Origin of the sequence: Butyricicoccus sp. Marseille-Q5471, assembly GCF_951230135.1 — a bacterium.
Lineage (GTDB): Bacteria > Bacillota > Clostridia > Oscillospirales > Butyricicoccaceae > Agathobaculum.
In genome coordinates this window covers 51,183-77,943 of record NZ_CATNVC010000002.1, presented here as the reverse complement: position 1 = coordinate 77,943, position 26,761 = coordinate 51,183, and the positions used below count along the sequence as shown (strand labels likewise).

22 protein-coding genes, 1 tRNA gene and 1 pseudogene are annotated in these 26,761 nt (G+C 50.6%); 16 read left to right on the top strand and 8 right to left on the bottom strand.

Annotated elements, in window-relative coordinates:
* Nucleotides 1–62 precede the first annotated feature (62 nt).
* From QOX26_RS02895 to QOX26_RS02870, 6 genes are all read left to right on the top strand, one after another.
* Nucleotides 63–848: an SDR family NAD(P)-dependent oxidoreductase gene (locus QOX26_RS02895; protein WP_283673387.1), complete on the top strand. Its 786-nt coding sequence runs from the start codon at nucleotides 63–65 to the stop codon at nucleotides 846–848.
* 98 nt (nucleotides 849–946) lie between these two features.
* The gene (locus tag QOX26_RS02890) at nucleotides 947–2,917 is read left to right on the top strand and encodes an oxidoreductase (protein ID WP_283673386.1); all 1,971 of its coding nucleotides are present in this window, start codon (nucleotides 947–949) and stop codon (nucleotides 2,915–2,917) included.
* A 12-nt stretch (nucleotides 2,918–2,929) separates the two neighbouring features.
* On the top strand, nucleotides 2,930–4,036 hold the full coding sequence (locus QOX26_RS02885; protein WP_283673385.1) for an NAD(P)-dependent alcohol dehydrogenase: 1,107 nt from the start codon (nucleotides 2,930–2,932) through the stop codon (nucleotides 4,034–4,036).
* 596 nt (nucleotides 4,037–4,632) lie between these two features.
* The gene (dctP, locus tag QOX26_RS02880; RefSeq protein ID WP_283673384.1) at nucleotides 4,633–5,658 is read left to right on the top strand and encodes a TRAP transporter substrate-binding protein DctP; all 1,026 of its coding nucleotides are present in this window, start codon (nucleotides 4,633–4,635) and stop codon (nucleotides 5,656–5,658) included.
* A 91-nt stretch (nucleotides 5,659–5,749) separates the two neighbouring features.
* On the top strand, nucleotides 5,750–6,247 hold the full coding sequence (locus QOX26_RS02875; RefSeq protein ID WP_283673383.1) for a TRAP transporter small permease: 498 nt from the start codon (nucleotides 5,750–5,752) through the stop codon (nucleotides 6,245–6,247).
* 32 nt (nucleotides 6,248–6,279) lie between these two features.
* A complete protein-coding gene (locus QOX26_RS02870) occupies nucleotides 6,280–7,572 on the top strand; it encodes a TRAP transporter large permease (protein ID WP_283673382.1) in 1,293 nt (430 codons plus the stop codon).
* A 33-nt stretch (nucleotides 7,573–7,605) separates the two neighbouring features.
* Here the strand turns inward: QOX26_RS02870 and QOX26_RS02865 are convergent, their stop codons facing one another.
* The 3 genes from QOX26_RS02865 to QOX26_RS02855 form a co-directional block, all read right to left on the bottom strand.
* Nucleotides 7,606–8,949: a sensor histidine kinase gene (locus QOX26_RS02865; RefSeq protein WP_283673381.1), complete on the bottom strand. Its 1,344-nt coding sequence runs from the start codon at nucleotides 8,947–8,949 to the stop codon at nucleotides 7,606–7,608.
* Nucleotides 8,950–9,062: 113 nt separating this feature from the next.
* Entirely contained in the window at nucleotides 9,063–10,577 is a 1,515-nt protein-coding gene (locus QOX26_RS02860; protein ID WP_283673380.1) for a response regulator, read from the bottom strand.
* Nucleotides 10,578–10,759: 182 nt separating this feature from the next.
* Nucleotides 10,760–12,343, bottom strand: coding sequence for a mannitol dehydrogenase family protein (locus QOX26_RS02855; RefSeq protein WP_283673379.1), 1,584 nt, complete (start codon nucleotides 12,341–12,343; stop codon nucleotides 10,760–10,762).
* A 1,036-nt stretch (nucleotides 12,344–13,379) separates the two neighbouring features.
* Between QOX26_RS02855 and QOX26_RS02850 the strand changes: the two genes are divergently transcribed.
* The 3 genes and pseudogenes from QOX26_RS02850 to QOX26_RS02840 all read left to right on the top strand — a co-directional run.
* Entirely contained in the window at nucleotides 13,380–13,835 is a 456-nt protein-coding gene (locus tag QOX26_RS02850) for a metallophosphoesterase (RefSeq protein ID WP_283673378.1), read from the top strand.
* A gap of 61 nt (nucleotides 13,836–13,896) precedes the next feature.
* Nucleotides 13,897–14,088: a hypothetical protein gene (locus tag QOX26_RS02845; protein ID WP_283673377.1), complete on the top strand. Its 192-nt coding sequence runs from the start codon at nucleotides 13,897–13,899 to the stop codon at nucleotides 14,086–14,088.
* A 23-nt stretch (nucleotides 14,089–14,111) separates the two neighbouring features.
* Nucleotides 14,112–14,649, top strand: a pseudogene (locus QOX26_RS02840) (hypothetical protein); the annotation flags it as partial.
* A gap of 468 nt (nucleotides 14,650–15,117) precedes the next feature.
* On the opposite strand, the gene QOX26_RS02835 reads toward QOX26_RS02840, so the two are convergent.
* From QOX26_RS02835 to QOX26_RS02825, 3 genes are all read right to left on the bottom strand, one after another.
* Nucleotides 15,118–16,743, bottom strand: a complete 1,626-nt coding sequence (locus QOX26_RS02835) for a potassium/proton antiporter (protein ID WP_283673376.1) — start codon at nucleotides 16,741–16,743, stop codon at nucleotides 15,118–15,120.
* 416 nt (nucleotides 16,744–17,159) lie between these two features.
* Nucleotides 17,160–17,250, bottom strand: a tRNA-Ser gene (locus QOX26_RS02830).
* Nucleotides 17,251–17,332: 82 nt separating this feature from the next.
* Nucleotides 17,333–18,082, bottom strand: a complete 750-nt coding sequence (locus tag QOX26_RS02825) for a tRNA 2-thiocytidine biosynthesis TtcA family protein (protein WP_442870203.1) — start codon at nucleotides 18,080–18,082, stop codon at nucleotides 17,333–17,335.
* Between the two features lie 268 nt (nucleotides 18,083–18,350).
* Here QOX26_RS02825 and rplM point away from each other — a divergent pair, with 268 nt between their 5' ends.
* Both rplM and rpsI read left to right on the top strand, forming a co-directional pair.
* Entirely contained in the window at nucleotides 18,351–18,779 is a 429-nt protein-coding gene (gene rplM, locus QOX26_RS02820; RefSeq protein ID WP_283673374.1) for a 50S ribosomal protein L13, read from the top strand.
* Between the two features lie 17 nt (nucleotides 18,780–18,796).
* A complete protein-coding gene (gene rpsI, locus QOX26_RS02815; RefSeq protein ID WP_283673373.1) occupies nucleotides 18,797–19,204 on the top strand; it encodes a 30S ribosomal protein S9 in 408 nt (135 codons plus the stop codon).
* 128 nt (nucleotides 19,205–19,332) lie between these two features.
* On the opposite strand, the gene QOX26_RS02810 is transcribed toward rpsI, so the two are convergent.
* Nucleotides 19,333–19,764, bottom strand: a complete 432-nt coding sequence (locus tag QOX26_RS02810; RefSeq protein ID WP_283673372.1) for a hypothetical protein — start codon at nucleotides 19,762–19,764, stop codon at nucleotides 19,333–19,335.
* A 133-nt stretch (nucleotides 19,765–19,897) separates the two neighbouring features.
* Between QOX26_RS02810 and QOX26_RS02805 the strand changes: the two genes are divergently transcribed.
* Nucleotides 19,898–20,563 carry a GTP pyrophosphokinase gene (locus tag QOX26_RS02805; protein ID WP_283673371.1) on the top strand — a complete coding sequence of 222 codons (666 nt, stop codon included), beginning with the start codon at nucleotides 19,898–19,900 and terminating at the stop codon, nucleotides 20,561–20,563.
* A 17-nt stretch (nucleotides 20,564–20,580) separates the two neighbouring features.
* Entirely contained in the window at nucleotides 20,581–21,837 is a 1,257-nt protein-coding gene (locus QOX26_RS02800) for a DNA recombination protein RmuC (protein ID WP_283673370.1), read from the top strand.
* Between the two features lie 324 nt (nucleotides 21,838–22,161).
* Here QOX26_RS02800 and QOX26_RS02795 read toward each other — a convergent pair whose 3' ends face one another.
* A complete protein-coding gene (locus tag QOX26_RS02795) occupies nucleotides 22,162–22,827 on the bottom strand; it encodes a response regulator transcription factor (RefSeq protein ID WP_283673369.1) in 666 nt (221 codons plus the stop codon).
* 175 nt (nucleotides 22,828–23,002) lie between these two features.
* Between QOX26_RS02795 and QOX26_RS02790 the strand changes: the two genes are divergently transcribed.
* Genes QOX26_RS02790 through QOX26_RS02780 form a run of 3 tightly spaced genes read left to right on the top strand, consistent with a single transcriptional unit; the run spans nucleotide 23,003 to nucleotide 26,748 of the window.
* Nucleotides 23,003–24,802: an efflux RND transporter periplasmic adaptor subunit gene (locus tag QOX26_RS02790; protein WP_283673368.1), complete on the top strand. Its 1,800-nt coding sequence runs from the start codon at nucleotides 23,003–23,005 to the stop codon at nucleotides 24,800–24,802.
* Nucleotides 24,802–25,569: an ABC transporter ATP-binding protein gene (locus tag QOX26_RS02785; RefSeq protein ID WP_283673367.1), complete on the top strand. Its 768-nt coding sequence runs from the start codon at nucleotides 24,802–24,804 to the stop codon at nucleotides 25,567–25,569. Before QOX26_RS02790 ends, QOX26_RS02785 begins: the two co-directional genes overlap by 1 nt.
* Complete coding sequence (locus QOX26_RS02780) at nucleotides 25,570–26,748, top strand: ABC transporter permease (protein WP_283673366.1); 1,179 nt, start codon at nucleotides 25,570–25,572, stop codon at nucleotides 26,746–26,748.
* Nucleotides 26,749–26,761 lie beyond the last annotated feature (13 nt).

Sequence of the window (26,761 nt, the reverse complement as noted above, 5' to 3'; positions counted from 1 at the left end):
GGTGCATGCTCTTGCTGTTCGCGCCGTGCGCTCCATTATAGATTAGAAAGAAGGCTTTGATAATGTCCAATCCGCTCGATCGCTTCAGTATGGACTGGTTTAGTCTCGCAGGCAAAGTGGCCATGGTTACCGGCGCCAACCAGGGACTTGGAATGGCCTATGCGGTCGCGTTTGCCAAGGCAGGCGCAGACCTGTTTATTCCGCATTTCACCGAGGATGTATCCGAAATCACAGCGCTTATTGAAAAGGAAGGTCGACAGGTACATTTTCTGCGTGGAGACTTGACACAGCGCGACTATCAAAAGGCCTGTGTTGCAGAATGTCTCAAGCAGTATGGCCGAATCGATATTCTGGTCAATAACGCGGGTGCAAGCGCTTTCCACGATTTTGACGATTACCCCGATCGGTATTGGAATCTATGTATCGATCTGGATTTTAACGCGGTTTACTTCCTGTCCAAGGAGGTTGCACACGTGATGAAGGAGCAGGGCGGCGGCAAAATCATCAATATCGGCTCGGCGCTCAGCTACACCTCGGACGGCAAGTGTCCGCCCTATACTGCGGCCAAGCACGGCGTCATCGGCATCACCCGCAACTTTTCCAACGAACTGGGACGTTATAACATTCAGACCAACGCTGTTTGTCCCGGCTTCCTTGCCACCGAGGTCAATGCCGAACTGCGCAAGGATCCCGCGTTCTATAACAAAATCACGAGCCGGATTGCAGCGGGACGCTGGGGTGAGCTGGACGACTTGATGGGCACGATGGTATTCCTCGGATCGCGTGCATCGGATTACCTAAACGGCGTTGACATTAATGTAGATGGTGGGTTCTTCACCGTCTTGTAAGTGGAAAACTGATGACTTTGGAAACGGCGGTTTTGCGGCATTAGCTGTCATGACCGCCGTTTTGCACCAAGTTTTGTATTGCAAAGGAGAAAATTACGATGAATGTCAAATTCCCACACGTCTTTCAGCCGTTGCAGGCTGGCAGGCTGACGCTGAAAAACCGTATGGAATTCACACCGATGGTTTCTTGCCACGCCTCCTCGCGCACGGGCGAGGTGACGGATTCGCTTATCGAGTTTATGGGTGGGCAAGCGCGTAACGGCTGTGCGGTTGTCACGATTGGTGCAACTACAGTGGACGAGGACACCGGCGCGGATTTCTACGGTGAGCTGTCTATCTGCCACGACAGCGATATTGCCGGACTAACCCTACTGGCTGACGAGGTGCATCGCTACGGCGCGAAGATATCGGTCGAGTGCCTGCATGCCGGACGTGGAGTGGCACCCTATCTGCTGAAGGAGGGCTGCAACGCGGTCGGTCCGTCCTCCATTCCTACGCCGACTGGTGTGCGCTATGTCGAGGAACTCAAGCAGCCGCAGATAGATGAAATCATTCAAAAATTTGCTGACTGTGCCGAACGTCTGGTGAAAGCGGAATTTGATATCATGATGATTCACGGCGCACACGGAAATTTGCTTGGCGCGTTTCTGTCCCCGCTGACCAATCACCGCACCGACTGGTACGGCGGCAGCCTGGAAAACCGGATGCGTTTTCCTATGCAGGTTTTACAGGCCATCCGCGCACGTGTGGGCGACAAAATCGCACTGGAATACCGGATTTCGGCCGATGAGATTGCACCGGGCGGCATGCGTCTGGACGATTGTCTGGCCTTTTTGCAACAGGCCGAGCCGTACATTGACATTGCACATATTTCACAGGGCTTAATTGTGGATGTCAACTGGATGCCGCAGACCATTCCGCCCTACTATATGCCGCATTGTCACAATGTTAAATATGCGGAAGCGGCGAAACAGGTGCTGCATATTCCGGTAGCGACGGTAGGCTCGATAGCAACTATCGAGGAGGCCGAACAGATTCTTGCCGAGGGCAAGGCTGACATCATCGGCATGGCGCGTCCGCACATGGCTGACGGCGCGCTTGAGCGCAAGGCCTGGATGGGCAAGCCCGAAACAATCCGACCGTGTCTGCGTTGCTTAGAGGGCTGCGGCAATATTTTTTACGGCAAGCATATCACTTGCTCGGTTAATCCCGTTATCGGCAGGGAAGGACGCTACAAGGAAATTCTGCATGCGCCGATTGCAAAGAAGGTGCTTGTGGTTGGCGGTGGCCCTGCCGGCATGATGGCGGTGCAAACCCTGCGTCAGCGCGGGCATGAAGTAATATTGTGTGAAAAAAGTGATCGTCTGGGCGGACTAATGGCAGACGCGGGTGCAGTGCCCTACAAGCAGGACATGCGCCGGTATCTCGAATGGGATATTCAAACGACCATGGACTGCGGTGCAGAAATCCGTCTGAACACCGAGGTAACACCTGCGATGATTGCGGAAATTCAACCGGATGCGCTGGTTGTTGCGGTTGGTTCGGAACTAAAACGCCCGCCAATTACGGGCATTAACGGGAAAAATGTCATCACCGTTACTGAGGCTGACAGCGGTGCAAAGCCAATCGGGCGGCGCGTAATCGTCTGCGGCGGCGGCCTGTCGGGAATGGAGTGTGCCCTCGCGCTCGCACAGGAAGGCAAGCAGGTAACGGTAGTTGACCAGATTCCGGCTGAGGACATGTGCAGCAAGCAGTTTTTCATTGCACGCACTCAGCTCATGCAGCTGTGTGAGCAGAACGGCGTGCGCAAGCTCGGAAATGTCAAGGTGGAAGAGATTACCGAACACGGTGTGGAACTCATCGATCGCAGTTGGAACCGGCAGTCGCTCGAGGCGGACACCGTAGTGATTGCGTTTGGCGTGCAGTCGCGTGATGCGCTGGCTGACGAGCTGCTGTTGCAAGTGCCTGAGGCATACAAGGTTGGTGACGTAAACCACGATGTGGCTTCGCGCGCGTATACCATTCACAATGCCAATCACAGCGCGTTTAACATCTGTGTTGAGATATAAGGAGGAAGCGATATGAAAATCAAGGCTGCCATCACCCGTGCCCCCGGTGCACCCTTTGTGTTGGAGCAAGTTGAACTAGCGCCGCCCGGCAAGCATGAAATCCTCGTAAAGATTACGGCCTGCGGCGTTTGTCATACCGACGATGCGGCGCGAGCGCAGATGATTCCCGTGCCGCTGCCTGCGGTGCTCGGTCATGAGGGGTGCGGCGTAGTCGAGGCCATTGGCGCTGAGGTAACTGAGTTTACACCCGGCGACAAGGTCGGTTTATCCTTTGGATACTGCGGCCGGTGCCAGAACTGCATGACTGCTCATCCGCACGCCTGCGAAAACTTTAATGCCATCAACTTTGGCGGTGTACAGGCTGACGGTACCACACGCCTGTCTGACGCAGCGGGCAAGCCGTTGGCTACCTTCTTTGGACAATCCTCGTTTGCCACCCATGTGGTGGTCAACGAATCCAGCGCGATTAAGGTGACGCACGATGACATCGAACTTGCGCTTGTCGGTCCGATGGGCTGCGGCATTCAGACTGGCGCGGGCGCGGTACTCAATCGGCTGCGTCCTGTGTTTGGATCATCGATCGCGGTGTTTGGCTGCGGCACGGTAGGGATGAGCGCTATCATGGCTGCTAAAATCGCCGGCTGTGAAACGATTATCGCAGTTGGCGGCAACGCTGAGAGCTTGGAGTTGGCCCGCGAGCTGGGAGCAACCCAAACGATTAACCGCAAGGAAGAGGCCGACATTGTCGGTAAAATCAAGAATGATATCGTACCCGGCGGCGTCAACTATGCCATCGACACTTCGGGCGTAGCTGATTTTGTCAAGAAAGCGCTAGCCGCCTGCCGCTTTATGGGCACTGCTGTTGTGCTGGGCGCAACCGGCGATGTCACCTTCAATATCCAGGCCGAGCTGATGGGTGATGCCAAGAGCTTGATTGGCATTGTTGAGGGTGATGCGATTCCGAAACTGTTTATCCCGAAGCTGCTCGGCTATTATAAGAAGGGGATGTTCCCGTTTGATAAGCTCATCCGGTTTTATCCCTTTGAGCAGATTAACGAGGCTTTCGCAGACTCAAGCGAGGGAAAATGTATCAAGGCCATCCTGCGTATGGATGGCTGAGCCTCACTATAGAAAGAGTGCAATTGCGTGCGCACTTTAGCAGATTTGCTGATTCTCCGCCATTCAAGGTATCCCGTGAAACCGAAACGAAATTCCGTCGAGAAATCGACGGAATTTTTGTTGTGAAAAAGAGAAATTTTATGTGAGGGAAGTCGTAGATTTGTCAACATATAAACCGAAAAATGCTCTTTTCTCCTGCTGTGAAAAACCGGAGAGCCTTATCGGGCAAGAGAACCATCGGATTTTCATCTGCGGTTTTGACTTGTTCGATATGAATTGTTTTGGAAGGTTCAATTATCGGATTAGGTGAAGTTGAATACAGACAGATTAGATGAGCGCTGTAGGCGGCGTTGCATGTGCTGTCAATGATAACACGTGAAATGTATGGATTCGACTGGTTCGGGTGTGGGAACATGCAATATTAGGAAAGCGTATAAATTTGAACATTGACCTGTGATTTATAAGGGATTTTATTCGGTGGTCAGAAATTTAAACATTGCGCGAACTTATTTTAATAGCTTGGGGCCATCCTCATATGTTAAGATTTTTACAGGTAAAGCAGAGATAACAGGCTGGAAAACGAAAGGGGAAACAAAATGAAGAAAAGAATACTTGCAATGATTCTGACGGCTGCAATGTCGCTGTCTATGGTCGGATGTGGAGGAAACAACAAGCAAACGCAGAATGCAACCCCCACGGCTGAAGGCGGAAATAACCCATATGTACTCAAAATGAACCTTGCAAAGGGGCCGAATTCGCCCTACTACGCAATTTGGGATCAATTCTGCAAGGAAGTGGAGGATCGTTCCGAGGGCACGCTGAAAATGGAGCTTTATGCTTCCGAGGCGCTGGGCAATACAGTTGACATGGTAGAAGCTGCAGCCAAGGGCGCAGCGGTTTTACAGGATTGCGATCCTTCGCATTTGGCGGACTATGTGCCCGATTTTTCGGTGTTTATGCATCCGTACCTGTTCAGCAAGCCGGAAGATATTGAAACACTATGGAAATCGGAGCTGGGCGGCAATATGATGGAAGAGCTGGAGGCGCAAGGCCTGCACGTAGTTACCATGGTGTACTTTGGTACGCGCCACCTAATTTCCGACAAGAAAATTGAAACGCGGGATGACACAAAGGGCATGAAACTGCGCTGTGCCCCCACAAAGATGTGGAATGAAGTGATTAACGTTCTGGGCGGCGAAGCAACCAATACCGCGTGGAGTGAAGTGTATACGGCACTGTCACAGGGGGTTGCGGATGGTGCAGAATCCCCTGTCGGCATCCTGTATGACTCCAAGCTGCAAGAGTGCGTCAAGCATCTTTCCCTCACCGGACACCTGATTGCGACCTCCAGCATCGTTATGAGCGAAGATGTGTATCAGTCTCTACCGGATGCCGCCAAAAAGGCAATCGATGAAGTTGGCAGCGAGTGGCCGGCCATCAACATGGATCTGGTAAAGGATATTGAAGCGGAGTACACGGAAAAAATGTTGGCAGAGGGCGTTGAAGTCAACGAAATCACGGATCGTGATTCGTTTGTAGAGGCTTCCAAGAGCGTCAGCAATGCATTCCCGGAATGGACACCGGGCCTGTATGACAGCGTTATGGAAGTGATTGCTTCTTAATCCCGAAATAGAGTAACAAGCAGACGGCGTGGGTAGGACACGACGCCGTCTGTTTTTATGCCCAAAATCTCCCGAAAGGATGTGCTATTAAATGAAAAAGGCGAGATGGTTGCTCGCTCACCTGGAAGAAACGATTGCATGCGCCATGTTTGCGCTCATGGTTGTGATGGTCAGTTTGAATGTTATTGCGCGGTTTATCTTCTCAAAATCCTTTAGCTTTACGGAAGAAATCGCGTATTTGGGGTTTGCCTATTCCGTTTTCTTCGGCGTGTGCGTCGTATTTAAAAACAACGCGATGATTGCAGTGGACTTTATTGTTGATAAAATGCCGCAGCAGGTTCAACGGTGCATTAATGTACTGAACTATTTGCTGCTGACGGTATTTAATATGGTCATGGTGTATTACAGTGTGATTTTGGCTAGTCAGGCATGGATTCGCCCGACTGCGTCGCTGCGAATTCCGTATACATTTATGGATTTGCCTGCCGTGTGCTGCTTTGGTCTGATGACCTTTCACTCTTTGCGTTTCCTCATCAAATCGATTCGGGGTGAGGATATCAAGAGCGTGGCCATTGAAGAGCGTGCATAATGTATAAAAATCCAAAGAAAGGGTGAGAAAAGTTGGAATTCTCTGTTGTTTTTCCGATTATTTTATTGTTTGTTCTATTTTTTCTGAAAGTGCCAATTGCGTATTCCATGTTAATTGCGACGGTTACCTACTTTCTGACCAATGCTACCTCGATGCCGACCGATATCGTCGTGCAGCGTATGGTATCCTCCTGCGAGTCGTTTACATACCTTGCCATTCCGTTTTTCACGTGCGCCGGTGTTGTATTTAACTATGCAGGTATTACCAAACGGCTATTGGGACTGGCGGACTTAATCGTCGGCCATATGCGCGGAGGTTTAGGACAGGTCAATGTCGTGCTGAGTGCCCTAATGGGCGGTTTGTCCGGTTCTGCAAACGCAGATGCGGCGATGCAGGCAAAGATTCTGGTGCCTGAAATGACCCGCCTGGGCTATGACAAGGCATTTTCCACCGTGGTTACCGCAACTTCTTCGTGTATCACGCCGATTATTCCTCCCGGCATCATTTTGATTCTGTATGCGACTGCATCCAATGTCTCGATTCAGAAGATGTTCTTTGCAGGTTATCTGCCCGGACTGCTCATCATGGCGGGACTGATGGTGCTGGTTGGCGTGATTGCGCGCAAGCGCAACTATAAGCCCTCGCGCACGGCAAAGCCAACTGCGGGAGAGGTGCTTCACAGCCTGAAAGATTCCATCTGGGCGCTGTTTCTGCCGTTTGGCCTGCTGATGGGTCTGCGTTTCGGCATTTTCACCCCGACCGAAGCGGGTGCAATGTGTGTCGTTTACTCGGTTATCATCGGCAAGTTTGTCTACAAAGAACTCAAGCTTAGTCAGATTCCGGCCATTCTCAAGGAATCCGTCACGGCGACCGCCGGTATTATGTTTATCATCGGTGCAGCAAATGCGTTCGGCAGCTTCTTGACATGGGAGCGCATTCCGATCATTTTCTCCGAGTTTCTGATCAACAGTGTCAGTGAGCCATGGATGCTGCTGCTTGTGGTCAATATCCTGCTGCTAATTGTAGGCTTCTTCTTTGAAGGCGGCGCTGCAATGATTCTGCTTGCACCTCTCCTGGTACCGGCCGCTTCGGCAATGGGCATTGATTTGATTCACTTTGGTATCGTTATGTCGATTAACTTAACCATCGCGGGTGTAACACCGCCGTTTGGTGCGATGATGTTTACTACATTAGCCATTACAGAGGTACCCATGATCGACTATATCAAGGAGGTTATTCCATTCTTGATTTTGCTGATTGGACTACTGCTGCTATTCACCTTTGTTCCGCAGATTATTCTTTGCGTTCCCAATTTACTGGCATAAAAAAACGGAGTCCGGAAAACCGGACTCCGTTTTCTATTTGTCAGGGGAAGAATCGGTCAGTTGACAAGGCAGAGTAAGACGAGCAGTGGTGCCCTCACCGTATGTCGAGGTGAGCGATAAGCCATAACGTGAACCATAGCGAAGACGAATGCGGCGATGGACATTACACAGGCCAAAGCCGCCCTTTTTATCGGACAAGTCGTCCACAGTATCGGCGCCTCCGGCAATCGCACTGCGCAGTGACTCTAACCGTTCGGTCGGTATACCTGCGCCGGTATCCGAAACGCTGAGCACCAGCTGCGCCTCCTCAAGACGGACGGAAACATCAAGTCGACCGCCGCCGCGGCGGTTTTTAAGCCCATGATAAAGCGCATTTTCCACCAGTGGCTGCAGGCTGAGCTTGGGCAGCAGGTATGAATCTGCGTTGGAATCAACTTCTATATGATACTCCAGAATGTCCTGATAACGAACCTTTTGCAGGAATAGATAGTTTTGTATGCAGGCGATTTCTTGCTGGACGGTAATCAATTCTTGGCCGCCCGACAGCACCGTGTGGAAAAAGCGGGACATTGACTGGACGATGGCAATGATTTTCTGATAGTCAGCAGATTCGGCCATCCATATAATCATTTCCAGTGTATTGTATAAAAAGTGTGGTTTAATCTGCTCCTGCATCAGGCGAAGTTCGAGCCGCTCTTGCGCCCGCGTGGTTTGATGCACACGTTCCATCAGCTGCTGCAGCCGGATTGTCATGGAATTAAAGCTGTCCTGCAGCACAACCAGTTCGCTCACACTCTCGTCAGGTGCGGCGAGGCTGAAGTTGCCGTCGCCCAGTTGTTGGGTGCGTATAACAAGCGTATGAATGGGCCGGATAAACTTTATGAAAATATGCCGAAATAAGTATGCAGCGGTCATAAGCATAAACAGTATGAGCATGAACTGCTGCCCCAGCATTTGTCGATTCCGCATATAGAGGTTATAGTTGACGACTTCATAACATTCAATTTCCGCATAAATATAGTCGTTCAGCAGCGCGGTCATCGATTCGCAGGCGTTGTAGATTTGACGGTAGGAGGCAATGCGCTGATCGCGCTCATCGTGCTGAAGCATCTCGACGGTGTATTTCTGCAGACGGTCAAAAGCGCGCGACACATAGCGCAGTTGTAGTTGGGGTGCATCGTCATTGGTATCTTCGGCAAGCCGCAGCAGGCGGTCGTGAAGGGCCTGAGTAGAGTCTGCTGCCATAGCGGCTGTATAATCGACATTGCCTGAGGCGAAGAAATACGAGGTGGAAGAGTGCTCGTCAACCAGGTTAGAAAGCTGCTTGGCCTGCACCACACAGTCATCGATGCGTTGCAGTTGGGTACTGATGTGCATAGAACTGAGCACAATACCGCTTGTGAAGAGCAGCATTACGGAAATCAGGGCTAAAAGAGTAATGGACAATTGGAAACTGATGCTTTTGATATTAATTTTAATCCAGTGCACAGCTATGTGACCCTCCCTTTTTCGTGCGGAATTGCGAAGGGGTCATGCCGGTTGTTTTTTTTGAAAATGACGCTGAAGTAATTAATATTGGAGCACCCTACCTGCCTTGCAATCTCGCCGGTACGCAGTTCGGTGCAGAAGAGTAAATGCTTAGCATGCTCCATACGAACCTCCGAAAGGTACTGAGAAAAACTTTTGCCGGTTTTCTCTTTGAATGCCGTGCTTAAGTAATTGGGAGATACCGCGACTCCCTCTGCCACATCACGTACAGAAAGCTGAGGGTCTTGGAAGTGCTTTTCGATGTAATTGCGTGCTCGTACATCGACCGGTGCATAGCGACCTGAATCCTGACTGTCCCGTGCACGAATCAGTTCATGGCAAATACGGCAAGTGAGCTGAATGATGTTCTCGGGTGTATCAAGATAAATTGACGAAATATTGTAAGGCGGTCCTTGCGGGATGCTTTTTGGAAGAGGTACATTAATTTCCTCGGCAAACTGTGAGGCGGTGAAAAAGATTTCCGCATAAAAATAGTTGCGATATATGGTAGATTGAAGTGCCTGTTGGATTTGACTGGGATGCATCAGCCAGAAATCTTCTATTTTTTCCACCGTTCCGGTGCGTAGAAAGTTGAGCAGATCTTCACGCCGAAAGACCCACTGTGGTGCCAGTGGACAGTCGGAAGATTCCACCCTTTCGTGCAAGCGAAGAACGGCATGAATGTAGGATTTTGAGATATTAGTCAGACGATGGACAATCGGGCCGGAGACTAAAACATAACCGCCGTCGGAGGCTCCGTATTGCGTTTGGCAGTAATCCCGAACGGTCTGCTCCTGCTCGTGCAGCACAGTTTCATCATTGGCTTGCAGGATGAAAACAACCTTGTTTTCTGTGATGGGATAAACGAGAATCGGATGCAGTGAAGGACAAGCCGGCAGCGGTTCAATCGCACCCTCAGGCGGACGGAGTACAAGCACTCGATACTGCGCGGCAGATAAATCAAAGTTTAGCTTCCTCGCCTGCTCAATGATATCCCCTGTGCTGGATAAATAGCCTCCGCATAAATCAATAAAGAACATGCGCTGTCGGTTGTTTTCATCCTGCTGAGAGCAGGACAGCTGTTGTTCACGTGCAGCTCGTTCGGCTTGAATCAGCTGCTGCACCTTTTGCACAGTGCAGAGCACTTCCACGGATGAAACCGGTTTGAGTAAGTACTCGCTGATTCCCAGCGAAATCGCTTGGCGCGCGTAATCAAATTCGCTGTGCCCACTAAGCAGAATGATTTTTATTTGAGGCAGCTGCTCCTTGACCAACCGGGATAGCTCGAGTCCATCCATGAACGGCATTTTAATATCGCAGAGCAGGATATCCGGCTTCTTTTCTAGAATTTGCGGCAGAGCCAGTTCACCGTCTGGCGCGTCCCCTAGGTAGTGAATGCCGTTGGCCGCCCAGTCAATGTTGTTACAGATGCTGTCGCGTGTGATTTTTTCATCTTCGACGAGAAATAAACGAATCATGTGAAAGCCCCCTTTGTAGAAAACTGAGAGAATCCTTATAAGATGATTTTGCAAACGCAAAATATAAAACAACGCGGAATAACACCCGACCTCCAACCAAGTTGGAAACGGGTGTTATTCTGCGCTGCGGAATCGTGCCGCAACTGGAAAAGAGAGAAGAATAGAGTGAGGTATGAGGGGTATTAAAATAGATATTTGTACAAGGTAGTGCGCACTGCGCCGGGACCGATCATCATTTCGCTCCAGTAGGTCACGACGAGATCTGCCAAACCGCATTCATATAGGTCGCAGCCGAAAATCGCAGTATCCGCCAATAACTCACAAATCGCGTTAGTGGGTAAGGTCTCCATGCCAAGTGAAAGTCCGGTCAATTTTTGCTGCAGCACGGTGAGCATCGGATCGGGACTACAGGAAAAGGCATCACCATTATCATCCACTCCGATTAAGTAGCGCAGCCAACCGGCAAGTACAAGCGGAATGATGCGCAGCTGATAGGCCTGTCCCTTGGACTGATATTCGTTGATTGTGCGTCCGAAGCGGATGGCAAGTTTTTGCGAGGTGTCGGTTGCGATGCGCTGAGGGGTATCCGGAATAAAGGGATTTATCAGGCGGTCGGTCAGCACCTCGTTTACGAACTCCTCAGCAGAGATGATGCCGGAATCGATGACGACAGGCATGCCTTCCGTCAGACAGATTTCATGCACCATGCGGTAGAGTGCCTCGTCCTTCATTTCATCCGAAATGAAGTGATAACCGAGCAGACATCCGAAAATTGCAAGAGCTGTCTGCGGAGGATTCAGGCAAGTGCAGACCTTCATCTGTTCGACCTTGTCCACATGTGTGCGGTCGGTATAAACAACGCCGACTTGCTCAAGCGGCGGCCGCCCATTTGGAAACTGATCTTCAATGACCAGATATTGTGGTTTTTCCGCATTGACAAACGGAGCGATATAGGTTTTTTTACTGGTAATGATGGGTGACATGTTTTCTAATCCGCAGGCCTCCAGATCTTTGCCGATGCGTGGATCAGGCCGCGGAGTGATTTTGTCGATCATGCTGCATGGGAAGGTGATGTTGCTGACAAAACGGGATAACTCTGCTTCGTTAAGAAAGCCTTGCTGACGCCATGCATACAAAATCTCCATGACCGCTTTTTTTAGCTTTTCACCATTGGGGGCGCAGTTGTCCAAACTGGAAAGCGCAAGCGGAACGCCGCAGACTTCCAAACGGGTCAGGCAAAGCGCAGCAAGTTTCGCCATAAAGGTGGTGCAGTGTGCAGGCCCTGCATGCATATCCTGCACCACAGCGGGATAAAGCGCATTGTCGGCATTGCGAAGCGCATAGCCCTTCTCAGTGATGGTAAAGGTCACCATTTGAAGGGAGGGTCTGTTGAAAATCTGCTGCACACGACTGAAGTCGTGCTGTAGCGTCAGGGTCTCGGTTACCGAGGCGATGACTTCCTTACCCATGTGTCCGTCGGGATGCAGTGTTACAGCTATGGTTAAATTATCGGTTGGGTGAAAGCATTTTGTAACGATTTCATCATCGTAGCTTTCGCAGGTAATCACGCCTGTTTCCATTGCCCCGGCCTCAATCAGGCGCTGCGCGAGCACGGCGGGAAAGGCGCGGAAAAGGTTTCCGGCACCGAAGTGAATCCAGGTTGGCCGGTCAAAGGTTTTGGATGCAACAGCTGCGGGGTCAAAAGTGGGCAGCTTAAAGTCTTTCCAGGTTTCTTGTTGGGTCAAAGATTGAAGACTGAGTTTCATTTTACTATCCCCTTGATTAGACTAAGATCTTGAGTACGGTATAATCTTAGCGTTTTTTAAAGAGGATTCACAGAAAGCGCAGCTTGGATAATGGTTTGAATATATTAGCCGCGTCGGACGATGACACAGAAAATTATAAAATTCAATGGCAGAGGTTTGTAAATATACGGTTTTGAAGATACTGCCCGAAAAATGGCATCATCCTGCGGCCGGGAATTAGACAATGAGTTCTTATATAGTATAGCATACGGACAAGACGGGCACCACTGGAAAGGTCTTTGGGTCGCTAATAGTGGCTTGTCCACGACAGAATCGTCAAATATGCGTTGCTCAATATCAACTCAAATGGCCGAGTATAAGCTGCATGAAGTAATTCACTCGAGATACGCTATAGACTTCTCGGCTCTGTCCTACAGGTGCTTTAATACCGATAATCATGAAAATGATATTGATGGAATATAGAAGACTGCAAATCGTCCTTTGATGAGATCACAAGCCCAATAAGGCAACGGAAATGATAGCTATAATGCACACGGATGATGGCATCTCACTTTTCTTGAAGAGAAAGCGTACATCGTCCGGTATACCATCAATGCAGTCGCTCACGGGCGAGAATGGACACTTTTAATAGCAAATAGAAACTTAATAATGTCGATTGTCTGCTACCCAGTTGTCTGATTTGTGCAGATGTCATGCTATAGAAGAAGATCTGCTTGGATAGCCGAGTAATTGATGTGGCGGTTAAATTCTATTCGGTATGAATTATCTCGGAAGAGTCCATTCCCTGGTTAAAGCGGATTTCAATGCTGTCACGATTAATCAACGTGTTGTCTGCCAAGTGTACAAGATGCTCGCGAGAGTGCTCATGCCACAATCTTCCAAACATGATACATGTAATATAGATCATATCACGACATTTTTCTGCGTTCACCGTCTGCGGTGTGGTTAGAAAGTAAGTGTGCTTTTCCGGCACAATATTCAGGCTTGTTTCGCTGCTTATACAGAGGAGGGGGAGCAGCTGGGAACACCAATCCCTGTGGCGCGCGACGAGTCCGCGCCATCCTACGGCGGCGTGCAGATGAATCTTTACCGCCAGACATTGGAGGGAATGAAGCCCGGCACCAAGTATCAGTATGAAGTAACGCTGGCAGACGGTGAAACCTGCTCGGCCACCTTCTCGACGCTGGCGGAGCAGCCGGACAAAGTGGAATTCATGTCAATCAGCGACACGCACAAGTTTGAAACCAAGGATGCTTTCAACGATGCAGTATTTGCGTATAATCCGGCGTTTTTGCTGCATGCGGGTGATATGGTAGAGGGTACCGGCACGCAGAAGGAGCAGTTTAATTTCTGGTTCGGCAGCGGAGACTTTATTCATTCATATCCCGTGGTATACGCCTGCGGCAACCATGATTTCAGCGATTACTTCGATGCATATGTGCTGCAGGCGCAAGTTGATGCGGTATCTGGAAATGAGAAAGCGATAAACTAACTATCATTAAAACTATGCTTGGAAGGCTCGGGTTTTCCGTAGGAGAATCCGGGTCTTCTGTATGTTAACAGGGTCAGCAATTCTCGTTCGTATGATGCACTGCCCGATTTTAAGTGGACGGAATTCATCTGTAGATATCCTTCGTGTCGCAGCAGCAGGCAAGAATCTGATAGACGGCATTGCAGACAAGTACACGGTTGACGAAGGCGTCAACAAGATTCGTATTCCATATCAGGTTTATATGGGCGAATAATCCTCAGCACTTTGGAGGGACCGCTGCTGCGGCGCGGCAAGAGCACCGAGGTACTCGTCAGCTACGAACCGCAGTTCGCTATGTTCGGTGAGTGGTTCAAGCAGCTGTTCGCTGAAAGCGAAGGCAAGGACGGCAAGGGTATATTCCCGGTCTCTGCCGGGTTTACGACAGACCTGCATTCGGTTGGACAGTTCATTCAGGACGGCGCACGCAATATGTTTGAAACTGTGCTCTGGGTACAGGAGCCGCAGCACGAATACGTGGTGGACGCACTGCCGGAGGACATCGACGGACTGAATTTCCTCGTCGGAAACAGCATGCAGCACATTAATCGCAAGGCCTTTGAAGGCACGCTCATAGGGCGGCACGCCGAATATCGTGATTGAGTTTGAGCGCGCGTGCGGCATTTCGGGATATCTGCTGGGTGTTAACCCGTTTGATCAGCCGGGCGTTGAGGCATATAAGAAAAACATGTTCCATCTTTGGCGGCAGCCGGCAAACAGTCGGCTGCCGTTTTTTATGAATTGTCCGGTCAAGCATATTGGTAATACCACTGTCTAATTTAGTCTAACAAATTTTGTGCTTTTAGCAGTGCTGGATAGATGTTATACGAGATTCCTGTAATACGGCAAAAGCTTGGTTTGGATAAAGGCCTACTTTTTTTGCCATCAAAGTACATAAGCAAGAGCAATGCCAATAAAGAGGTGCGTCGAAAATGAAAAGAAGTTGGACTGTCAACACTCCTCCTTGCGGTTTCTATAGGGTCTGCAGTCGGCACTCCACTGACGATAAGCAGCCAAGGCATCGTTTGTTGGGCATTCTTCCTGCTATGCATGTGGCCAATTGGAAACGGTTGCTTTGAATACGCTGCATGGCAGCACTTCCTTCCCAACAGACACGATATCTATTAGGCGGTGACATTACAAATTTACTATACCAGAAGCCCCCGACCGTTTGGTCGGGGGCTTCTGCATTGCCGGATGTGACGGTACTTGAAACAAAATTGGGAACGCCGCCTGCTACAGCTCATTATATATGTTCTGACTTGAGGTGATGCGTTTCTGTTTTATTGCTAATTACCAAAATATCGTCCGCTTCGATTTGTGTGTCTCCGTTTGGAACTATGGTTTGTTCTCCACGCAGAATCATTACAACCAGTTCTTCCTTACGTGGCGAAAACATAGCAATTGATTTTCCAATCCATGAACTGTTTTTTTCAATATGCTGTTCCTGAAGTTCCAATCCCATATCTTCCTGATATGCCGGAGCGCTTAAAATAACTGAATCATTGGAACAAAATAATGTGTCTCCGCCTTGCAAAACATTTTCTCCGCCCCGCAGCAGCATCACCACTAGCATATTAGGTGGCAAGCTGACGTCACGCAAGGCCTTCCCCTGCCAAGGATGCCCTTCATAAATATGTAGATCAATAAAATAGAGCTTTACTTGATCGGTATAGTCGCTGAAGCTTTTTGCGTCGTCTATACTTTGATCACACATTCCAAGCCAACGTGCCACTGGCGCCAAGAGAGAGCCTTGAAATGTGATGGATAGTAAAACAATACAAAAAACGGTATGAAATAAATCATTGGAGGTCTGTGCCCCTTGGACTGTTGCCATAATTGCAAATACAATTGATGCTGCGCCGCGCAGTCCGGCAAAGGAGACTAATAGCTGCTGACGGAAGCTACACCTCAAGGGAGTAAGGCAAACGAATACCGCCAACGGACGGACCACAAAGGTAAGCAGCAGGGCAATGATGCTGGAGGAGATAAGAATTTTAGGAATATGGGAGGGCGTCGCCAGAAGCCCCAAAAGAAAGAATATCAGCATCTGCATTAAACTTGTGAATCCGTCGAAAAAGTGTACCAGAGATTTTTTCTTCCGTAAGGGGCTATTGCCTAATACGATTCCGACGATATAGGCACTTAAATATCCATTTCCACCGATCGCTGTAGGGAGTGCATAAGAGAGAAGGGCAACTCCTATAAAAAAAGCCATGTCAAAACCAGGGATGGGGAAAGAATAGCGTTTTAGAAGCTTTCGAATCAATAATGCGATAACAACACTGCATATGGCACCAACCAGCAGCTGCTTCACAGCCATCCACGCCAACATGGCGCCGCTTGCCTGACCGCCCGCTACCGAGAGCAAAATAACGGTGAGCATATAGGCAAATGGATCGTTGCTTCCGCTTTCTACTTCTAGTAGAGATGCTGTATTCTCCCGAAGTCCCAACTTTTTTGAACGTAGCACCGAAAATACTGAAGCTGCATCGGTAGAGCTGAGAATTGCACCCAAAAGCAGTGAATCCATTACCGGCATTTTTAAAAATAAAATGCATACGGCTCCTGTCAGCCCTGCAGTTAAAACAACTCCGAACGAAGCGAGTATGGACGCTTGAACTGCCACAGGTTTTGCCTGCGTCCAATTCGTTCCAAAACCGCCATAAAACATGATGAAAATAAGCGCAATAGTACAAATTTGCTCCGACAAGAAATAGTTATCAAATGCAATATGAAAGATGCCGTTTTCCCCAAAAAGCATTCCGAGTACAATGAATGCAAGAAGTACCGGCACTCCTATTTTGTGCGTCAGCCCGCTAACCAGCACACAGAGAAAAATGACAATTGTACATACTAACAAATAGGACATGTTGCCTCCTTTACCTCATGTTGTGTATTCATTCATCAAGGTGGTTAATGCTTTGACTTTTGCTATTATGTGAGAAATGCCCCCAAATTCACAAAATTAGCTTTACCTTGAAGTCCCCGTTGTTGTTACAAAATCTGTTGCTTATCTACTTTCAATTCAACTAGATGATGATATAATGATACCAAAATCAACTAAGATGGTCAATCTAATATATTGGTGCTACCGTCGGGATGACGCCTTAGAGTGCCTGGTCCCCATGCTGAAAAAGTCACAGAGAAATCGCGCATCAAATTTTGAAGTCGGTGCAATTTCGGTGCAATCGATCGAAAATGCTCAATCTTCGATAAATAATTAACATAACAATATTGACGTATAACAAAGAAAAAGTGCCAGAATCAAAAGATTCCAGCACTTAATGGCGGAGAGTCAGGGATTTGAACCCTGGGTACGGGATTACCGCACACACGATTTCCAATCGTGCGCCTTCGACCACTCAGCCAACTCTCCATCATTGACTGTCTGCGCTCGCAGAGGACAAGATTTATTATATCTTGTCGAAGGCGTTTCGTCAAGCATTTTTTTAAAATAATTAATCGTTTTTTTCTGTGACCTTTGGTATGCGGACTCGGTCGGGTTCCCAACCCTTGAGCGGATACCGCTGCATCGCGCCAAAAATCCGCTCGCGCAGGCCGGGCATGTCCTGTTCCAGCTTCTTCAGCAGATCCTTGACCTCCTGACGCTTGGTATTTCCGTCGGCAGGGCAGGGGTTATGTACAATGGGCAGTTCATGTCGTGCAGCGAACGAACGCACATAATACTCCGGTGTATAAAGCAGCGGGCGAATCAGTGTGACCCCTACGCGGTCCAGAAAGGTGACAGGTTGGAAGCAGGAAATGCGTCCCTCATAAAAAAGAGACAGCAAATAAGTTTCCACCACATCGTCAAAATGATGACCGAGCGCTACTTTTTTACATCCTGCGGCGAGTGCGGCTTCATGCAGCGCCCCGCGGCGCATTTTGGCGCAGAGGGAACACGGATTTTCCTCTTTACGGATATCAAAAATGATTTGCTTAATCTGAGTCGGAATACGGATATACTCGACGCCCAGACGGTCACACAATTGCTGCACTGCACTGAAATCCATATCCTCGTAACCCATTTCCAATGTTATGGCGACGATATCAAACTTTTTAGGGTAAAAACGGCGCAGTTCGGCAAGCGCAACCAACAGCGTCAGCGAGTCCTTGCCGCCCGACACACCGATTGCGATTCGATCGCCTTCTTCTATCATATGATAATGATCCACCGCGCGGCGGACATAGGACAGCATCTTTTGCATTTGCATTTCCCCGATTCTCGTAATCATTCCCTATTATTTATATCAGAAATACGTTCGCAAAGCAAATTAAAATTTTGAAATAGAATGTGAGAAAACGAGAGATATAAAGTGATTGATAGAGAATAGAAGAGATATAAATAAGTTTGCAAGAAAAATCAGAAAATGTGGTTGACTTCATGCTTTTGATGTGTTTTAATAAATATGCTCGTTTGGAGCGTTAGATTTGTTATCAATTTAATTTGATCATATAAAAACGGAGGAAGAAAACATGTCTACTTTTATGGCTAAGGCAGAGACTGTCGAGCGTAAGTGGTATGTGCTGGATGCTGCGGGCAAGCCGCTGGGCCGTACCGCTGCTACCGCTGCTATGCTGCTGCGCGGCAAGCACAAGGCAGAGTTCACCCCCCACGTTGACGGCGGCGATTTCGTTATCGTCATCAACGCGGACAAGGCTGTGCTCACCGGCAAGAAGCTCGAGCAGAAGTACTACCGCTATCACACCGGCTGGGTTGGCGGCCTGAAGGAAGTCCAGTACAAGACCATGATGGCTGATAAGCCGGAAATGGCAATGGAGCTGGCTGTCAAGGGTATGCTGCCGAAGAACACCATCGGCCGCAAGTCGGCAACCCGCCTGAAGGTCTACACGGGCGAGAATCACAACCACCAGGCTCAGCAGCCCGAAGCCTGGGTTAAGTAATAAGGAGGATATGACTGATGTATACACCTAAGAAAGCATATTTCTATGGCACCGGCAGAAGAAAGTCCTCCGTTGCCCGCGTTCGTCTGCTTCCCGGCGGAACCGGCGAAATCAAGATCAACAACCGCGAGATCGATAACTACTTCGGCCTCGAGACCCTGAAGCTGATCGTTCGTCAGCCGCTCGAGACCACTGCCACTACCGGCAAGTTCGATATCGAGTGCACCGTAACCGGCGGCGGTTTCACCGGCCAGGCTGGTGCGATCCGTCACGGCATCGCTCGCGCACTGCTGCAGGCTGATTCCGAGCAGTACCGTCCCGCTCTCAAGGCGGCCGGCTTCCTGACTCGTGATCCGCGCATGAAGGAGCGTAAGAAGTACGGCCTGAAGGCTGCACGTCGTGCTCCCCAGTTCTCCAAGCGCTAAATTGCAAAGAATACCGCCAAACTGCTGTTTGGCGGTACTTTTTTGCATTTTTTAAGAATTCGGTGAACGGTGCAAAACGGAAACAGCTCGAAAGCAACCGCTTTCGAGCTGTTTTGTTCGGTATCCTCTCAAGCGTTTTCGGCTTGTTCGTCGTCCTGCGGCAAACCTGCGAGAAAACGGTCAATATCAATGCCTTTTTCGCGGAAAAAGGCAGTAACCTTGGAACGCGCGGCGTTGACAGTGTTGAAGCGCTGCAGCGCCTGCTTGCGTTCGGCCTTGGGATGGGACTTGTCCTGTGAGGCTTCGGAAAGATCCTCTAGCGCACCTGTGACTGCAACATAGAGCATTTTGGTCTCATCCTCGTTGAAGGTGGCGGCGTTGTCAGCCAGCTTGGCCTTTGCATCGTCGGTAAAGACAAGATTTTTTTCAAAGTTCGCCTTGCCTTCGTCATTCAGTTCGGGCAGCATGGCTTCCAGTTCACGGCGCAAATCGCCCAGAGCCAGCTGAATCGCTTCAGACTCAGGAACGGTGAACGGGCTTTCAAAAAACGGTTCAGACATTCTTGTAACACCTCTTTCCGACTGATTATAGCAGAAAAATGCACGCTGCACAAGCGTCAATCACAAGCCTTTTCCATTTGTCAAAACAGCCGGGGTGTACTATAATAGAAATATAAAGTACAGAGGTGAAGATATGGAACTCAAAAGTTTTTTAGGGATGAGCGATGTGGGTAATATGGATACCGAGCAATTCGTCGAAAGCGCGCTCCAGCTGCAGCAGCTGATGATGCTGTACGAGGCCGGTATTCAGGAGATTAAGACTAAGCTGGAAATTCTCAGCTCGGAATCGAATATCACAGGAAAACCCAACCCGATTGATGCGATTAAGACTCGCATCAAGGATCCGCGCAGCATCCTACGCAAGCTGAGACGCCGCGGCTTCCCGATTTCACTGCAGTCCATGCGGGATAATTTGAATGATATTGCAGGCATTCGTGTTGTTTGCCCGTTCATTGAAGATATTTACACTGTGGCCGATATGCTGATGCGGCAGGACGACATAGAACTGATTGAGCAGAAGGATTACATCAAACACCCGAAACCCAACGGCTACCGCAGCTTGCATTTGATTCTGGAGGTGCCGATTTTCCTATCGGAAAGCACGCATGCGGTGCGCGTTGAACTGCAGTTGCGTACGATTGCAATGGACTTTTGGGCAAGTTTGGAGCATCAGCTGCGGTATAAGAATGACACCGAGATTCCACCGCATATTTCAAAGGATCTCAAGGAGTGTGCCGATGTGATTTCCGCAACGGACGAAAAAATGCAGGAAATTGCGATGAAGCTGCACACATTATAAGCACGAAAGGAAATGATATGGAATTACTCACATTGCTGTTGACTGTAATCGTGTTGGTACTGGTTGTGATACTGGTGCTGCGCAAGCCGGTACAGGGACAGCCCGGTACGGATGCGAACGGCTCCATCGCGGCGCTCGGCTCGCTTGTAACCGAAAACATTAAGACGGGCAGCGCGGCACAGATCAGCCAGCTGACCGTGATGGATAAAAATCTGACCGATAAGCTGGGCGCGATGACCGATCAGTTCAGTCAGGTAGAGCGCCGTCTGCACGGCTTTACGGCAGAAACCACGCAGAATCTGGAGAACATCCGCACGACGGTCGACAAAAACCTGCATGCCATGCAGACGGACAACAATAAAAAACTGGATGACATGCGTCAGATTGTCGATGAAAAGCTGCAAAAGACACTCAATGAGCGCATGAACGAGTCGTTTAAGCTGGTCAATGAACGCCTAGAGCAGGTGTACAAGGGCCTCGGAGAGATGCAGACGCTTGCACAGGGCGTCGGCGACCTGAAAAAGGTGCTGACCAATGTCAAAACGCGCGGCATCGTAGGTGAGATTCAGTTGGGTGCGATTCTGGAAGAGATTCTCGCCCCGGAGCAGTATGACGTAAACGTCGCAACCAAGGCGGGCAGCCGCAATGTGGTTGAGTATGCAGTCAAGCTGCCGGTGGAGGACGGCGGGTTTGTTTACCTGCCGATTGACTCGAAATTCCCCGGCGATACCTATGGAAATCTGCGTGACGCTTATGACAACGGCTCGCGGGAAGAAATTGATGCGTGTGTCAAGCTGCTGCTTTCCACCATTAAGGCGGAGGCAAAGGACATCCGTGATAAGTATCTGGATCCCCCGAATACAACGGACTTCGGCCTGATGTTCCTGCCGTTTGAAGGTCTGTATGCCGAGGTGGTCAACCGCGGTATGGTGGAGGTGCTGCAGCGGGAATATCATGTGAACATCGCAGGGCCGTCCACCATGGCAGCTATGCTAAATAGCTTGCAGATGAGCTTCCGCGCGGTTGCCATTCAGAAGCGGAGCGGCGAGGTGTGGAGTGTGCTTGGCGCGGTCAAGACGGAGTTTGATAAATTTGAAACTGCTCTGACCGCAACGCAGACGAGACTAAATCAGGCAAGCACCGAACTGGACAAGCTGGTCGGTGTTCGCACCCGCCAGATTCAGCGCAGGCTGCGCGGCGTGACACAGCTGGAGGAAACAGTCAGCCGAGAGGTGCTGGGACTGGATGCGCCCGACCTCGGGGCGGATGAATAATAGGGACAATCGAATCGTTACGAAAAAGACCGGCCGAATAGGCTGGTCTTTTTTGAAATGAGAGAGATTTTTAAGAAATCTTAATCTTTTCTGTCACAAATCCGAAAGAAAACGCTGTTATAATAGAGATAGATTCAAGGGAAAGGACAGCGCACCCATCGGGTGCCGGGACAACTTATGAAACAGATTTTCTTTTTAGCCACCTCTCTCTGGGCACGGCTGTGTGCGTGGATTTGCTTTTGGGACGGGTCGATTGAACAAAGGAAAAATGCAGTATATCAATGGAACAAATAAAAGAACCGCCGGTTGATACCGGCGGTTCTTTTATTTGTTCGGGCAGTCGAGAAAATACCCCATGCCGCGCTTGGCGCGGATGGAAACGACCGAGCCGATTGCGCGCAGCTTTTTACGAAGAAAGGAGATGTATACTTCAATATTGTTGTAATCAAGATCGCAGTCATAGCCCCAAACCTTGTGCAGCAGTCGGTCGCGCGGCAGGATTTGATGGGGATTGAGCAGGAATTGTTCCAGCAGCTGCATTTCTTTGACGGTAACATCGGTTCGCTCGTCTCCGCGGGACAGGCTGCACAGGTCACGGTCAAGCTGCAGGTCGCCAAAGGACAGATAGGTCGGTTGCAGCAGCGGCCTGCGCCGGCTGAGTGCACGCACCCGCGCGAGCAGCTCGGCCATAATGAACGGCTGTGTCAGATAATCGTCCGCGCCTGCGTCGAGCGCATGTATCTTATCACGCGCGGAGGCGTGCGGTGCGACAAACAGCAACGGCGTCATAATGCCGTCCGCACGCAGGTTTGATGCGACTTCGAGCGCTTCGCTGCCCTGTACGAAATGAATCAACACGTCGCAGGTGCGGCTGTCCGCGCATTCTCCGCTGTCAGACATGGTATACGTGCGATTGCAGGTGATACGCGCATGGCGCAGCGCTGCCGCCGCCTTGTCAGCTTCGGGGCCGCCTGATACCAGTACACGCATGCGCCAATCACTCCCTGTTCTTGAAGTTAATCTCACTTTACTGGTCGTCTGTGGAAATTTTGTGTACACGTAAGGGAGAGTTTGTGAACCTTGGGAATTTTTAAGGTTGCTTTAAGGAAATGGTCGTATCATAGGGCGCATATTGAATATGGCGACAAGCGGGAGGTAGACCAAAGTGAAGCTGCCACAGATCAAACTACACAAATGGAAAAAGAAAGCGGCATCGGAGAGTGCGGCGCAAACAGCACTGGCCGCATCCGGTGCACACAGCAAGAAGAAGAAAAAGCGACCAAGCAAGAAGGTGATCATTCCACTGGTGCTGATTGTGGTGGTTGGAGGAGCGCTCGGCGTACGGCAGATGCTTGTGGCAAAGTCGGGCGCGGACAGCCAGACCTATACCGAATCGGCTGCAGAGCGGCGCGATATTCAGCTAACGCTGTCCTCAACCGGCACGGTTGCACCGGCCAACCAGTATGACGTTACGGCTTCGGTCAAGGGCGAGGTACTCGCCTGCAGTATTGAAGAGGGCGACGCAGTCAAAAAGGGCGACACGCTCTATGAGATTGACAAGACGGAGATGCAAAACACGATTGACCGCGCCAAGCTGTCGCTGCAAAAGAGCCAGAACAGCTACAACGAGACGCTCGAGGGGCTGGATGATCTGAACATCAAGTCGGATGCGTCGGGCGTGGTGACCAAACTCCATGTCAAGGTGGGAGATCAAGTGCAGAACGGCACGACCATCGCGGACATCCGCGACTCGTCGACGATGGAGCTGACCGTGCCATTCAACTCGGCGGACGCGGACAGCTTTGGCATCGGCGCATCCGCAACGGTAACGATGGATGGCTCGTTTGAAACGCTGAGCGGAAGAGTGACGGCAATCGACGCAGTCGAAACCGTGCTGGACGGTTATCAAATCGTTAAGAATGTCACGATTCAGGTCTCAAACCCGGGCGGCCTGTCCACTTCGTCCGCGGCTACAGCTACAATAAACGGTGTGGCCTGTAACCAAGGCGCAAGCTTTACATATCTTTCCGAATCGACGATTGCCGCATCGGCTTCGGGCAAGATTTCTGCGCTGAACATCCGCGAAGGCTCAGCAGTATCCAAAAACCAAACGGTGGCGACCATCTCGTCTACCTCGACGCAGAATCAGGTCAATTCGAGTCAGTTGTCGCTGCAGGATGCGCAGCTGTCCTATCAAAACACGGTAGATCAGCTGGATGATTACACCATTACCGCGCCGATTGACGGCACGGTTATTACCAAGAACGTCAAGGTGGGTGACACGCTTGATGCAACCAACGGACAGACCACCCTCGCGGTGATTTATGATTTGAGCTATCTGACCTTCGATATTTCCCTAGACGAGCTGGATATTTCGCAGGTAGCGGTTGGCCAGACGGTCAATATCAGCTGCGACTCCATCGACGCGGGCGATTTTGAGGGTCGTGTGACCAAGGTTTCGGTAGCGGGCACGACTTCCAATGGTGTGACGACCTATCCGGTCACGGTGCAGATTGACGATCCGCCCGAAGGCCTGCTGCCCGGCATGAACGTGGATGCGACTATTGTGGTCGATGAAGCGGCGGACGCAGTAGCGATACCGATTGCCGCCGTACAGCGCGGCAACACCGTCTATGTCAAGAAGGACGGCGTCAAGAATACGGACAGCACCATGGTCGGCGGCAATCTTCTGCCGGACGGTTGGCAGGCAGTCGAGGTTGAGACCGGACTGTCCGATGACAGCTATATTGAAATTGTTTCGGGTCTTGATGCAGAGGACATTGTTTACGTGCCGCAGGTGCAGCGTGAATCGTCGAGCGAGCAAAGCGCGCAAATGGGCATGATGGGCATGGGCGGCGATATGAGCGGCGGCGGAATGCCGTCCGGCGGCAGTCAGGGCGGTCCTCCGTCCGGCGGCGGCGCACCCGGTGGCGGTGGCTCTGGCGGCGGAGGAGGAATGCCGTAATGAAAAAAATCGAGAACAGGATGCCTTTGATTGAGCTTGACGAAATCTACAAGATCTATCATATGGGCGACAGCGAGGTGCGCGCGGCAGACGGTGTGACGCTGCGCATTTGTGAGGGCGAGTTTGTAGCCATCGTCGGCCAGTCCGGCTCGGGCAAATCGACGCTGATGAATATCATCGGCTGTCTCGATGTGCCGACCACGGGCAGCTACCGTCTCAAGGGCGAGGATGTGTCTGAACTGACCGATGATGAGCAGGCGGAGATTCGCAACAAGATGCTGGGCTTCATTTTTCAGCAGTACAACCTGATTCCCAAGCTGACGGTGCTCGAGAATGTGGAACTGTCCCTGCTCTATGCCGGTCTTCCGGCGGAGGAGCGCGTCGAACGCGCACGGCTGCAAATCAGCCGCGTCGGCCTTGCGGGCAAGGAGAAAAACCTGCCCAGTCAGCTTTCGGGCGGCCAGCAGCAGCGTGTTTCGATTGCACGTGCCCTTGCGGGCAATCCATCCGTCATTCTCGCGGACGAACCGACCGGTGCGCTCGATTCCCGCACCAGCCGCGAGGTGCTCGACTTTTTAAAGCAGCTCAACGAAGAAGGGAATACCATTGTGCTCATCACGCACGATAACGGCATTGCCGCTGAGGCGACGCGGGTCGTGCGGGTTTCGGATGGTAAGATTGTATTTGACGGCCCGGCGGAGGAGGCCTTTCCGGCGGCAGTGCCCGCGCCGGGGCCGCAGCATCGCAAGGCGGAGGAAGCAAGCTGAATGGGATTTACACAGGCCTTTAAACTCGCCCTGAAAAGCCTTGCGAGCAGCAAGATGCGTGCATTCCTTACGATGCTTGGCATCATCATCGGCGTTGGCTCAGTTATCATCCTCGTGTCGCTCATGCAGGGCATGACGGGCGAGGTAACCTCGATGTTTGAGGATATGGGTACCAACACGCTGAGCGTATCGATTACCGGGCGCGGTTCCTCGCGTACGGTCGATGTGGATGATTTGTATGAGCTGTATGAGGAAAATACCGATGTGTTTCTCGGCATGTCGCCGACTGTTTCGGTCAATGGCACGGTCAAGACGAGCACGGATTCGGACTCCTTTGATTCCACAACCATCACCGGTGTGTCGGAACAGTATGCCGAAATCAAAGGGTATGCGCTGAACGATGGCCGCTTTATCAGTTATACTGATTTGCAGGCGCGCGGCAAGGTTGCAGTGGTGGGCACTTATATTGCAAACACAGTATTCAGCGGCAAGGCGATTGGGGAGACCATTAAAATAAACGGCAATGCCTTTTCGGTCGTCGGCGTAATGGAAGAGCAGGACGATTCAACCGAAGGCTCGGCGGATGACTGCCTGTATATTCCGTACACAACGGCATCCAAGATGACGTTCGGCGCAATTTCCAGCTTTACCTTTGCGACGAAGGATGTTTCCCTCAACACACAGGCGACCAATCTGATTGACAATGCGCTTTATTCGGTTTTTCAGAATGAAAACTATTACAATATCAGCGATATGCAGGAGATTGTCAGCTCGATGGAAGAAATGACCGGCATGATGACCATGGTTCTGGTCGGCATTGCAGGCATTTCGCTTTTGGTCGGCGGCATTGGCATCATGAATATCATGCTCGTGTCGGTCACCGAACGCACACGCGAAATTGGTATCCGAAAATCGCTCGGTGCGAAGCGGCGCGATATCATGCGTCAGTTCGTTATTGAGGCGGGCACAACCTCGGCGCTCGGCGGCGTAATCGGCATCGTGTTCGGTGCGGTGGTCGCAGTCGTGCTGGGCAATGTGATTGGCATTAACGCAGAACCAAGCGTATCCGCGGTGCTGATTAGTTTCGGTGTGTCCGTGTTCATCGGCATATTTTTCGGCTTTATGCCGGCGAATAAAGCCGCCAAACTCAACCCGATTGACGCTTTGCGTTATGACTAACAGAATAGGGAGG

Coding starts and splice junctions, on each gene's coding strand:
- QOX26_RS02895 (WP_283673387.1), top strand. CDS start 63: ATGTCCAATCCGCTCGATCGCTTCAGTATGGACTGGTTTAGTCTCGCA.
- QOX26_RS02890 (WP_283673386.1), top strand. CDS start 947: ATGAATGTCAAATTCCCACACGTCTTTCAGCCGTTGCAGGCTGGCAGG.
- QOX26_RS02885 (WP_283673385.1), top strand. CDS start 2,930: ATGAAAATCAAGGCTGCCATCACCCGTGCCCCCGGTGCACCCTTTGTG.
- dctP (WP_283673384.1), top strand. CDS start 4,633: ATGAAGAAAAGAATACTTGCAATGATTCTGACGGCTGCAATGTCGCTG.
- QOX26_RS02875 (WP_283673383.1), top strand. CDS start 5,750: ATGAAAAAGGCGAGATGGTTGCTCGCTCACCTGGAAGAAACGATTGCA.
- QOX26_RS02865 (WP_283673381.1), bottom strand. CDS start 8,949: ATGCACATCAGTACCCAACTGCAACGCATCGATGACTGTGTGGTGCAG.
- QOX26_RS02860 (WP_283673380.1), bottom strand. CDS start 10,577: ATGATTCGTTTATTTCTCGTCGAAGATGAAAAAATCACACGCGACAGC.
- QOX26_RS02855 (WP_283673379.1), bottom strand. CDS start 12,343: ATGAAACTCAGTCTTCAATCTTTGACCCAACAAGAAACCTGGAAAGAC.
- QOX26_RS02845 (WP_283673377.1), top strand. CDS start 13,897: ATGTTAACAGGGTCAGCAATTCTCGTTCGTATGATGCACTGCCCGATT.
- QOX26_RS02835 (WP_283673376.1), bottom strand. CDS start 16,743: ATGTCCTATTTGTTAGTATGTACAATTGTCATTTTTCTCTGTGTGCTG.
- QOX26_RS02825 (WP_442870203.1), bottom strand. CDS start 18,082: ATGCAAAAGATGCTGTCCTATGTCCGCCGCGCGGTGGATCATTATCAT.
- rplM (WP_283673374.1), top strand. CDS start 18,351: ATGTCTACTTTTATGGCTAAGGCAGAGACTGTCGAGCGTAAGTGGTAT.
- rpsI (WP_283673373.1), top strand. CDS start 18,797: ATGTATACACCTAAGAAAGCATATTTCTATGGCACCGGCAGAAGAAAG.
- QOX26_RS02810 (WP_283673372.1), bottom strand. CDS start 19,764: ATGTCTGAACCGTTTTTTGAAAGCCCGTTCACCGTTCCTGAGTCTGAA.
- QOX26_RS02805 (WP_283673371.1), top strand. CDS start 19,898: ATGGAACTCAAAAGTTTTTTAGGGATGAGCGATGTGGGTAATATGGAT.
- QOX26_RS02800 (WP_283673370.1), top strand. CDS start 20,581: ATGGAATTACTCACATTGCTGTTGACTGTAATCGTGTTGGTACTGGTT.
- QOX26_RS02795 (WP_283673369.1), bottom strand. CDS start 22,827: ATGCGTGTACTGGTATCAGGCGGCCCCGAAGCTGACAAGGCGGCGGCA.
- QOX26_RS02785 (WP_283673367.1), top strand. CDS start 24,802: ATGAAAAAAATCGAGAACAGGATGCCTTTGATTGAGCTTGACGAAATC.
- QOX26_RS02780 (WP_283673366.1), top strand. CDS start 25,570: ATGGGATTTACACAGGCCTTTAAACTCGCCCTGAAAAGCCTTGCGAGC.